8 protein-coding genes are annotated in these 10,621 nt (G+C 45.9%); 4 read left to right on the plus strand and 4 right to left on the minus strand.

Annotation, left to right across the window (positions count from 1 at the left end):
- Window positions 1–228: 228 nt before the first annotated feature.
- Entirely contained in the window at window positions 229–828 is a 600-nt protein-coding gene (locus tag VIP81_RS00460; protein WP_331956505.1) for a Crp/Fnr family transcriptional regulator, read from the minus strand.
- A 389-nt stretch (window positions 829–1,217) separates the two neighbouring features.
- On the opposite strand from VIP81_RS00460, the gene VIP81_RS00465 reads away from it, so the two are divergent.
- On the plus strand, window positions 1,218–2,498 hold the full coding sequence (locus tag VIP81_RS00465) for a TCR/Tet family MFS transporter (protein WP_331956506.1): 1,281 nt from the start codon (window positions 1,218–1,220) through the stop codon (window positions 2,496–2,498).
- A gap of 109 nt (window positions 2,499–2,607) precedes the next feature.
- Here the strand turns inward: VIP81_RS00465 and budA are convergent, their stop codons facing one another.
- Window positions 2,608–3,426, minus strand: coding sequence for an acetolactate decarboxylase (gene budA, locus VIP81_RS00470; protein ID WP_331956507.1), 819 nt, complete (start codon window positions 3,424–3,426; stop codon window positions 2,608–2,610).
- A 156-nt stretch (window positions 3,427–3,582) separates the two neighbouring features.
- On the opposite strand from budA, the gene VIP81_RS00475 reads away from it, so the two are divergent.
- The 3 genes from VIP81_RS00475 to VIP81_RS00485 are packed head-to-tail and all read left to right on the plus strand — an operon-like array spanning window position 3,583 to window position 7,507.
- Window positions 3,583–4,842 carry a cation:dicarboxylate symporter family transporter gene (locus tag VIP81_RS00475; RefSeq protein ID WP_331956508.1) on the plus strand — a complete coding sequence of 420 codons (1,260 nt, stop codon included), beginning with the start codon at window positions 3,583–3,585 and terminating at the stop codon, window positions 4,840–4,842.
- A 35-nt stretch (window positions 4,843–4,877) separates the two neighbouring features.
- Window positions 4,878–5,684 (plus strand): helix-turn-helix transcriptional regulator, encoded by an 807-nt coding sequence (locus VIP81_RS00480; protein ID WP_331956509.1) that lies wholly within the window; start codon window positions 4,878–4,880, stop codon window positions 5,682–5,684.
- A gap of 56 nt (window positions 5,685–5,740) precedes the next feature.
- Complete coding sequence (locus tag VIP81_RS00485; protein WP_331956510.1) at window positions 5,741–7,507, plus strand: DUF885 domain-containing protein; 1,767 nt, start codon at window positions 5,741–5,743, stop codon at window positions 7,505–7,507.
- 122 nt (window positions 7,508–7,629) lie between these two features.
- On the opposite strand, the gene VIP81_RS00490 is transcribed toward VIP81_RS00485, so the two are convergent.
- Together VIP81_RS00490 and VIP81_RS00495 are read right to left on the minus strand one after the other, a co-directional pair.
- Window positions 7,630–9,915 (minus strand): glycosyl hydrolase family 95 catalytic domain-containing protein, encoded by a 2,286-nt coding sequence (locus VIP81_RS00490; RefSeq protein WP_331956511.1) that lies wholly within the window; start codon window positions 9,913–9,915, stop codon window positions 7,630–7,632.
- Window positions 9,916–10,106: 191 nt separating this feature from the next.
- Window positions 10,107–10,621: hypothetical protein (locus VIP81_RS00495; protein ID WP_331956512.1), on the minus strand; the 515-nt coding region annotated here is incomplete at its 5' end.

Below are 10,621 nucleotides of genomic sequence, written 5' to 3' on the forward strand. Positions count from 1 at the left end.
TCCCAGAACTTGCTGGTAGTATACATCTGGTGAGATGCATACCGGTGTAAATAGAAGGTGTGAAAGAACAATGAAAAGAACCAGTGCACACAAAAGAATATCAGAATAGCTGTCATTTCTATACGTTGATATGTGATAAAAAATTATTAGGGGAGAATGGCTATCTCCTGCTTTACACATCAAAAATAAATCTTCCCTGCCTCCTTTTCGTTCACAAATGTGAATAAATCAACCTCCGTTCATAATTTCTCTTCTTAAACGACTTAAACTCTGTGGGGCAATGCCCAGGTAGGACGCAATATAGTAGTGAGAGAATTTATTTAACAAATAAGGTGTTTCTTTTAACAATTGGAGGTATCTCTCCTTGGCGGATTTCGTGAATAAGTTAAATGCCCGCTGGTAGGTATAGCTGAACCCATTATCGGTAAATACTTTTACGATATCATGCATTTTAGGAGATGCGGCCATCATCACCTCAAAATCTTTATACTGCAACTCCACCGCTTCCAGGTCCTTGATCACTTCTACGGTGAGTGCCGAAGGGGTTTGGTTAATGAAGCTATGATGGTCTATGATAATGGAATTTTCAAAAGTGGCATCTTCGTCGTTGAAGTTGAAGGTCCACGTATATTCCTGTCCCTGATCATTCACAAAAAAGGACCTGGCGGAACCGGAAATGACAAAATACATGGCTTCACATACATTGCCTCCTCTGAATATCACTTCGTTTGCTTTATATTTTTTCTCCGTCAGAAAGCTGGACAAAAATTCGGCATCTTCCTCACTCACTTCGGTGAACTTAGAAATAAAGTCAACAATCATTTTCATGAGCCAAAGATAAATGTAAGCGTGGTAAAATAGCAGCTAACTTACACCTTTTAGGGATTTATCGATAAAAATAATGGCTGATAGTGATGTCGTAAACAACCCGTTTATTGTCTTGTATCCCCCTGTTGATTTAGGATAGAACGAATAACTTTGTGTGATGAAAGATGATTAATCAATGTGATAACACCTATCAATTTTTACCGGTAAAATCAAGACATTCACCGGTAAAACGATGATCCTGACCGGAAAGTTTTTTTGTATGAAGTTTGTCATCTATATCTTTGAAGGGAGAATGCCACTTTTCACCACAACGATGGGACCGTCCCGGTAAAAAGTCTATGTAAGTCGTCATCCAACTAGAAATCTAATTACGTTTCCAAACCAGTACTATGCATACATCCAAAAAGGCCGCTATTAGTTTTATTTTCATTACACTATTGATTGACATTATGGGATGGGGATTGATCATTCCCGTGATGGCAGATCTTATTGCTCAGTTAAAACACATTCCCGTTAACCAGGCCAGTACCTACGGCGCCTTGTTATTATCTGTTTTTGCCATTGCACAATTTTTATTTGCGCCGGTAATCGGCAACCTGAGTGACAAATACGGACGTCGCCCGGTTTTATTATTGTCTTTATTCGGGTTCGGGATTGACTATATCATCCTGGCATTGGCACCGGCCTATGGCTGGCTGTTTGTAGGACGGGTGATAGCTGGTATTACCGGCGCCAGTTTTACAACGGCTACTGCTTACATCGCTGATGTGAGTACCGATGAAACATCCCGCGCCAAGAACTTCGGACTGATAGGCGCTGCCTTCGGACTGGGTTTTGTGCTGGGCCCCGCATTGGGAGGCTTCCTTGCCCATTGGGGTATCCGGGCGCCTTTTTATGCTGCCGCCGCCCTTTGTTTGCTGAACTGCGTGTATGGTTACTTTTTCCTGCCAGAATCACTCAGCAAAGAAAACAGGCGTCCTTTTGAATGGAGAAGAGCTAACCCATTTGGTTCACTGAAATTTTTGACGCGGCACCGCGAAATTGGTGGCCTTGCGTTGAGCTTTTTCCTGATTTACCTGGGCGCACAAGCTGTGCAGGGTAACTGGAATTTCTTTACGATTTATCGTTTCAACTGGAGCGAAAAAATGGTGGGAATTTCCCTCGCCGTAGTAGGTGTGCTGGTAGGTGCAGTGCAAGCTGGTTTAACGAGGGTAGTCAATCCTAAAATCGGGAATGAAAAAAGTATCTATCTCGGATTGTCGCTTTACACCGTTGGGCTTGTCCTCTTTGCCTTTGCCACACAAGGCTGGATGATGTTTGCTTTCCTGATTCCTTATTGCCTGGGTGGTATTTGCGGACCCTCTCTGCAATCCGTCATATCAGGTCATGTGCCGGCTAATCAGCAGGGAGAACTGCAGGGTGCACTCACCAGTTTGATGAGCCTTACCGCCATCATTGGTCCATTGATGATGAACAGCACCTTTGCTTATTTTACCACAGATAAGGCACCCTTCTATTTCCCGGGTGTGCATTTCTTAATAGGCGCCGTGTGTATGCTGCTCAGTATCATTATTACATACAAAGTATTGAACCGGGAAAAAACAAGCCGCCCCGAGTTACTCGGCGTGATCAATGGCAGCGAGGAATTAAAAGGTACACCGATGCATTAAGCGTTGGAGTATTCATTATATATAAAGAAACCGCCTTCCAGTCGTGAGATGGAAGGCGGTTTCGTTTTGTATTGTTGGGAGTCTCAGCAGTGCTGAGAGTTTTATAGACTTATTTCGCCGAGCCCCTTTCCACACTCTTAATATCTTCCTGCCTGTCTTTCTTAAAATCAAAATGATTGAAAGCTGGTGTTGTAGGTACCTGTATAGTGTAACTATCCAGTAAAGATATTTCAACCGTAATGTCGCCGGTGCTGAGGTCTACGATATGTCCGCCTGCGGTTTTCTGATCAGATAAGTAATGAAAATGATAGCCGGAGATATTTGTATTATCCATGTACACGGGTAAACGATAACCAATAAGATCGCCTTCGGTATCGTTGAGCGGGAAGAAATGCTGACGGTCCAGCATGCCCGCCAGTTGCGGATAAGGTTGTTCATTTACCGCCGGAAAAGCACGTGTTTTGATAAAAGGAAAGCTACCTTTTATATGGATGGCGTACATGCCGTTTGCATTGGGCATCAGACTATCCAGGAAGTGATAGAACTCAGTCTTGCTCATGTTTTTTCGTACATGTATCACCGTGTTGGCCTCGAAATAGTTGACCATACAAAAGGGTACCAGGTCGGCGGAATGCGGCATTTCAAACGTTTTTCCGCTGGATTGTGTCTGGTAAAATTTGCCGTTTAGCACCATGATTTCTCCGTCGAGCTTGTCCGGCGCGCCTAAACCAAAATCGCCTTTTGTTTTTAAAGAATCGATGGAGTAGAAGCCGTCGTATAGGCCGCCCATTAATCCGCTGGCTACACCGGCTGTAAAAAGGTGATGATGATCCGGATGAAAAGTAGTATCCGGAGCTGTATTGGCAAAGGTGGGCAGTGCCAGCAACAGGGTCATGATGGTGTAATAAATGCTCTTGGTATATTGCATAAGGAGTGTAGGTAGTAATGTAAGAAAACAGGCCACAGTGGCCTAAAACGCGGCAGCAAGTTATATGATTATAAATTACTATAAAAATAAACCTTCGTTATTTCTGCCGGAATTTCGTTAATTGAAGCTCGATTTCATACAAATTTATAATAACCTATGCTCGAAAATATTGCGACAGCGGAAACGGAAGTTCCTCGAAAATTACATATCCGCATTGTTACTAACCTAACCTTTTGGGTGCTGATCGCCATTATTGCCGGTATCCTGCTGGGCAGTCTGGCGCCTGCTACCGCTGTGAAAATGGAAATTATTGGTAAAACCTTTATCGATATCATCAAGCTGTTCATCGCGCCGATCATTTTCCTGACCATCGTTTTAGGCATCAGCGGAATGGACGACCTGAAAAAGGTGGGACGCATAGGGGTGAAGTCACTGATTTATTTTGAAGTGGTGTCTACCATTTCCCTGGCCGCAGGGGTGTTGATGGCGTTGCTGCTACAGCCGGGGAAGATTGATAAATCGGGTTTGCAAATCCAGAACGCGTCTAAATATACTTCCCGGGCAAACGAAAGTTTCGATTGGTTAAACTTCTTCCTGAATAATCTTACGCTGCAGGTGTTGCTGGCAGCAGTGGTGATTGGTATTCTGTTGAATTATTCCCGTTATCGCCAAAAGGCCGTTGCCGGGTTGGGGAAATTATCCAAAGGGGTGTTCAAGGCACTGAAATATGTGATGTACCTGGCTCCACTGGGCGCCTTTGGAGGCATGGCTTACACCATTGGTAAATTTGGATTGCATACGCTGGTGCCGCTGGCCAAACTAATGGGAACGGTATACCTGACGATGATTGTCTTTATTTTTCTGGTGCTGGGGAGTATTTTGAGATACTACAAAATGAGCATCTGGAAATTTCTCAAATATATCCGGGAAGAATTGCTGCTGGTATTAGGCACTTCGTCTTCTGAGTCGGCGCTGCCTTCTATTATGTTGAAGCTGGAGAAAATGGGGTGCAGTAAATCTGTGGTAGGACTGGTAGTCCCTACCGGTTATTCCTTTAACCTGGATGGTACTTCTATTTACCTGTCCATGTCGGTGATTTTTATTGCGCAGCTCTATGATGTACATTTAACGATCGGGGAAATGCTTACCATTATAGGGATTCTGATGATTACTTCCAAAGGGGCAGCGGGCGTAACGGGCAGCGGGTTTATTGTGCTGGCGTCTACCTTAACGGCTATCCATAAAATTCCCGTAGAGGGACTGGCTTTTTTACTGGGGGTAGATAAATTTATGAGTGAAGCGCGGGCACTGACAAATATTATCGGTAACGGCGTGGCAACGATTGTAATTGCTAAAAGCGAGAAGGAATTTCATCCGGAAGCCGCCACGGCAGCGGAATATATGGATGCCGCCTAGCGGATGGTTTATAAATTATTTTTTATTTTTATGGTATGATGAATCATCGTCCGGTTCAGCTGGAAACAGGTACTTATGTAGGCACAAAAGTAACAGAGCGCACATTTGGGCATATTCGCACCAGCGAAACAGTTTTTGCTGCGGAAATGTCGTCGGAGTGGCACTATCATGTCAATCCACATTTCTCTCATATCATTACCGGTGGAAGCAAAGAAGTCAGAAAAGATAGGTCCGACAGGCAGTTTGCCGGTACCGGGTTGTATTATCACCCCGGTGTGCCTCATCAGAACGTAGACTATCTTTCCGGCACCCGCATTTTTAATATTGAACCGGAAGAAGGTTTTTTTAAGACCTATGGCCTGTCGCATCCGCCGGCGGCGCTGATGTTTGGACATCAAAATCAGTTGAATACCGGTGGTATTGTGAAGATGATGAAAGAACATTACCTGAATGATGCGGACTCAGAGATGGCCATGGCCCAGTTATGTATCGACCTGTTACATCCCTACAAAGATGATTTCCGTTGCTTCCCGGAGTGGACCGAAAAAATTAAAACCCTGATGTATGATAACTGGAATGTGCCGCTGTCGCTGCCTTTGCTGGCCGAAGAGCTGGGGCTGCACCCTGTCAGCATTTCCCGGTATTTTTCCAAATATTTCGGTTGCTCTGCCGGGGAATATCTCCGGAAGATAAAAATAGAAAAAGCGATTTCCCTGATCAGCACCCATGATCATTCTCTCACCAGCATCGCGTATGAATGCGGCTTTACGGATCAGGCGCATTTTACTAAAACCTTCCGGCGCATCACCGGACTGCTGCCCCGTCAATACCGGAATATCTGAACCGGCAGGTTAATTACATACAATTTTATGGAAAACCGGTCCGGTACCTTTGGTATATGCAAAATGGATCTCCTAAAAGAACTATCATACAGCTGTTGCTGATTTTGTTTGCCGGCCAGCTATCCGCACAACAAAACAATCCGTCGCTACACGGACTTTTTGACCGGTACTACGAAGAAAGAATGCAACTCTTTCCGTTGGAAGCCACAGCTGCCGGTTATCATCAGTACGATGATCTGCTGGCCATAGAAGGCAGCGCGCCCTATATCACTGCCACCGCTAATTTTTACCGTAAGTATCAGGGAGAATTGAAAAAATATGACCGGACCACATTAACGGAAGCCGACAGGATTTCGTATGATATCCTGGTGTACACCCTGCGTACCGGTCTGGCTGCGATACGGCTACACCTGGAATATATGCCCATCAATCAGTTTGTATCCACTCCGCTGGAACTGGCTGCATTAGGGGCGGGGAGCGGCGACCAGCCCTTTAAAACCGTTCCGGACTACGAACATTGGGCAAAAAGAATGATCGCCTTCACGGAATGGACAGATACCTGCATCGCCAATTTCAATAAAGGCATCCGCGCCGGTATCGTACTGCCGAAGGCGTTAGTTGTAAAAATGATTCCGTCGCTGGAAGCGCTGGCAGAAAAAGATAGCGCCAGCAATATCTTCTACAAACCATTGGCACAATTTCCGGCTTCCTTTAACGCCGCCGATAAACAACGGCTCATCGCCTTGTATCATCAGGTGATTGGTAATCACATGAGTGCTGCCTACGGAAAACTGGCTACTTATCTGAAAAACACTTATCTGCCGGCAGCACAAACCCATGCCGGGTTAAACGCGCTCCCCGGCGGCGACAGGATCTATCGTTATTGGGTCAATTACTTTACCACCTCGCCGGAACTTACACCGGAACAAATTTATACTACTGGCCTGGCAGAAGTGGCCCGCATCAGAAAAGCGATGGTACTGGTACAGCAGCAGGAGGGATTTAAGGGCACGTTGCCGGCCTTTTTTACTTACCTGAAGACCAATCCCCGCCTGATGCCTTTTAAAACGCCGGAAGCCGTGTTGCAGGCTTACCAGGATATCTACGACCGGGTGCAACCTCATCTGAAGGAATTATTCGGGCAGCAGCCTAAAACACCCATGGAAATACGTAGGGTGGAAGCTTACCGGGAAGCCGCCTCCGGTGGCCCTTTCTACATAAAAGGCAACCTGGAGGAAAACAGGTCCGCCATCTTATACGTACCCGTGCCGGATGCCCGCAAAATCAACGTCACTTTTTATGGGATGGAAGCCACTTTCCTGCATGAGGCCATTCCCGGACATCATTTTCAGATTGCGATACAACAGGAAAATAAAGAAATCCCCGCCTTCCGCAGGCAACCCACTTTCAGCGCCTACTTCGAAGGCTGGGCTTTATATGTAGAGTCACTAGGGGAAAAATTGGGATGCTATAAAGATCCCTATCAGAAAATGGGCGCGCTGAATAATGAAATTCATCGTGCCATCCGCTTAGTATTGGATGTAGCGATTCATACCGGTAAAATGACCCGCGAAGAAGCCATCGCGTATATGATGGCCAACGAAGCGGTCAGCGAAAGCATTGCCACCGCCGAAGTAGAACGTTACATGGCGATGCCGGGACAAGCACTGTCTTACAAAATCGGAGAAATGAAATTAAAAGCACTGAAGGCAAAAGTAGCGTTACAACAGGGAGGTCAATTCAGTGAAATAAAGTTTCACGATGCATTGCTTAAATACGGGGATATGCCGCTGGAAGTGCTGGAAAATTATATGACGAGGTAAGAATTACGAATTACGAATTACGAATTACGAATTACGGATTTGTGGGTAGATAGTAAACGCGAAAATCATCGTCTGTCATCTACCCACAAATCCGTAATTCGTAATTCGTAATTCGTAATTCTTCACTCATACCCATTCTTCAGCACTAACACCGCTCCCGGCTTCCCTGTCAGTTCCAGGAAACCATCTTCGGTATTTTTGATATCAAACCCTTTGTTACTCGCAGCTAAATAAGTTTTAAACGGCAGCTTTAACCTCGTACGACCACCTTTCTCCGCTACAATTTTTACTTCAGCCACCTGCCCGCCGTCTTTCTTTGCACTCAGCAGAAAGGCGCCTTCAGCACGCAGATTTTCAAATGATACATCGTTCCAGGCTGCTGGAATAGCGGGCATGATGGCGATGAAGCCGGCATAACTTTGCAATAGCATTTCCTGTAATCCGGCAGCAAAAGCGAAGTTGCCTTCTAATGTGAACGGACGGTACTGAAATTTCGATAAACCGGATTTGGTCTGATCACCATTCAGGTGGAAGCTGTTGATAGAACAAAATGCACGCGCGAAAATCTGCAGGTCTTTGGCGGCGCCTTCTCCATCTTTAGCCCTGGCTTTGAGGTTGGCCATCCAGGAGTAGGAGTAACCGCACCAGTAATCTGGTCCCATGCTATCGGTCAGATGGATCGAATTTTTGATAATGGTTTGTGCGGCGGCGCCATCTTCCCATTTGATCAAACCGAGTGGATGAATGGCCATCATATGAGAAAAGTGACGGTGCGACTGATTATACGACATGGTTGGCGCAAACATCAGCTCCTGGTTGGGCGACAGCGCGAAGTCGTCAAATTGCGCCAGTATTTTATTCCAATGCGCCGCTTCTGCTGGCAACTTTAATGCAGTGGCCAGTTCCGCTGCTTTGCTGAAAGTAAATTTCATCAGCGCCAGGTCGTAGTTGGTATTTTGCGGGAACCAGGCACTCAGGTCATTATCATTTATTTCCGGACTGGAGCTGATTTTCAGCTGCCGGTGTCCGGCGGCATTGATGATGGTAATGCTTTCGAGGAAACTGGCGGCGCCTTTCATCCACGGATATGCTTTCTCTTTCAGAAATTTTTGATCCATGCTGTAGCGCCATTGCAGGTAATAATGCTGGCCCAGCCAGGAGGATACGGTAGGCGACAGCGAATATTGAATCCAGCCACCCATTTCTGTACCATCGAGGGTAGTAACGCCCGGTACGGCGATGCCGGTGGTGCCGAAATATGTTTTCGTATAGCGTTGGTAGTTAGCCTTATTCTTTTCAAGATGGTTGAGATACCCCATGGCTTCTTCGAGATGGTTGGCACTATAGGCCGGCCAGTAACTGAGTTGGGTATTCAGGTCGTGGTGATAATCGCCTTTCCATGGTGCGATGCGTCCATTGTCGGCTGTCCATACCGCTTGCAGGGAAATGGGCGGGGCATCTTTGCGGGCGGCAGCGCCAAACTTATATTGCTCCAGGTACCACTGTTTTTCCAGCAGCGTATCCGGTACATGGATGGCTGATTTGCTCCAGAAATGCTGCCACCAGCTGCTATGTGCGAGCAGTTGCTGACTGAAATTAGTAGAAGCGGTAGCGGCAGTGACTTTCTCCGCTTTTACGTTCAGCGGTTGACCAGGGTACTGTGAGGAAATACTCCATACACCTTCTATTGTGGTGGCATTGACTTTCTTCCAGCGTACATTGATGTCGTAGGTGAATCCGTTCCAGCCGGCCTGATGATAGGTAATGCTGTTGCCGGTTTCGATGATGCTGCCCTGTTGATAACCAAGTCTGGACAAGTCATCTCCGCCAACAGGATCGCCGCTGTTGGTCACCTTGCCCTGGTATTGAGGTGCCAGCAGCTGCGGCGCCAGGTCGCCGTTCACATTTTCAAAACGAAACCATCCCAGCGGTTTATCTGCGTCTACAAAGGTTTTCAGGCGGGTACCATTCTTCCAGTTTACTTCACATACGGCGTTGGCCAGGGTGAGATGCACGGATTGAACAGGGCCCCAGCTCCGGGTATCAAATTCCAGTGCGCCACCCGGAATTTTCGAAGGCGCTGCTTCATTATCATAAGGTGCATCAAAATATTGTTGTACGGGTTTGTAATCCTTCTTTTCTACCTGGCCTATGACCCACTGGTAGCTGAATTCTTTGCGATGTAAACCCTTCATTGGCCGCATGTCCCACAGATCTGCCCTGTCGAGCGAAAACCGCAGGTGATCTCCCTTTTGCCAGATCAGCGCACCCAATAAGCCATTGCCTAATGGTACCGCTTCATCCCAGCGGGGAGCCAGTTTATCAAATTGCATGTCATGGGGAGACGATTGACTATACGCTGTCATTGTGGCTACACACAACGCCAGGGACATTAATAATTTGTTCATCTGTTCTGTTTAATAGGACTACCAATTTAACAGGAATAATTAAGATTTTTGGGAAAATAAAGCCATTACACAATAATGACCTCTCTCTTTGGCTCTTTTTTTTGCTTACGCAATGCAGATGTTGCTATTGACCTGCCTTACCAGCGGAGAATGTTTGCGCCTATTTTACATTTATCTGTGTAGAAGCGTATTTATTTTTTAAGCCGGTCGTCTAACTGGCTGGCGGCTTCCGCTTGTAAGTTAATATCCACCCGCCACTTTTCTTTTTCTGTTAGCCCATAATCAACATCAACGCTGGATAAAAGAATATCTTTTCCATAGTATTCCTCTTTCCGGTAAATTACCCGCTTGCCCTTATCATTCCAAATCGACAATTCCACTGAAGAAAAGATAAGCTGATTGCTTTTAAAGTAATAAGTTCTGGTGAGAGAATGTAGCAGGTTGTCATGAACCGTGATCAGATAAACCTGATCACGGTTTCTGGTACATAGTGAATTCTCACTAAATCCACCAGATAATTTCAGGGTGTCGCCCGTCTCAGTATTTACTATTTCTCCACTGGTAGATCCTTCTGTAATGCAGTGAAGCAACAGCCTTCCATCGGGTAATGTTATATTGCCACTGACAGAGTTCAGACTATCTACATACTTTACATAAGAAGAAATTTCCGGGTAACAGGTGGTGTCCATCTGTGCCCAGGCATTAT

This window comes from Chitinophaga sp., assembly GCF_036566945.1.
Classification (GTDB): Bacteria; Bacteroidota; Bacteroidia; order Chitinophagales; family Chitinophagaceae; genus Chitinophaga.

Bases quoted from the DNA above. Each gene is read 5' to 3' on its own strand.
- VIP81_RS00460 (WP_331956505.1), bottom strand. From the start codon at position 828: ATGAAAATGATTGTTGACTTTATTTCTAAGTTCACCGAAGTGAGTGAG.
- VIP81_RS00465 (WP_331956506.1), top strand. From the start codon at position 1,218: ATGCATACATCCAAAAAGGCCGCTATTAGTTTTATTTTCATTACACTA.
- budA (WP_331956507.1), bottom strand. From the start codon at position 3,426: ATGCAATATACCAAGAGCATTTATTACACCATCATGACCCTGTTGCTG.
- VIP81_RS00475 (WP_331956508.1), top strand. From the start codon at position 3,583: ATGCTCGAAAATATTGCGACAGCGGAAACGGAAGTTCCTCGAAAATTA.
- VIP81_RS00480 (WP_331956509.1), top strand. From the start codon at position 4,878: ATGATGAATCATCGTCCGGTTCAGCTGGAAACAGGTACTTATGTAGGC.
- VIP81_RS00485 (WP_331956510.1), top strand. From the start codon at position 5,741: ATGCAAAATGGATCTCCTAAAAGAACTATCATACAGCTGTTGCTGATT.
- VIP81_RS00490 (WP_331956511.1), bottom strand. From the start codon at position 9,915: ATGAACAAATTATTAATGTCCCTGGCGTTGTGTGTAGCCACAATGACA.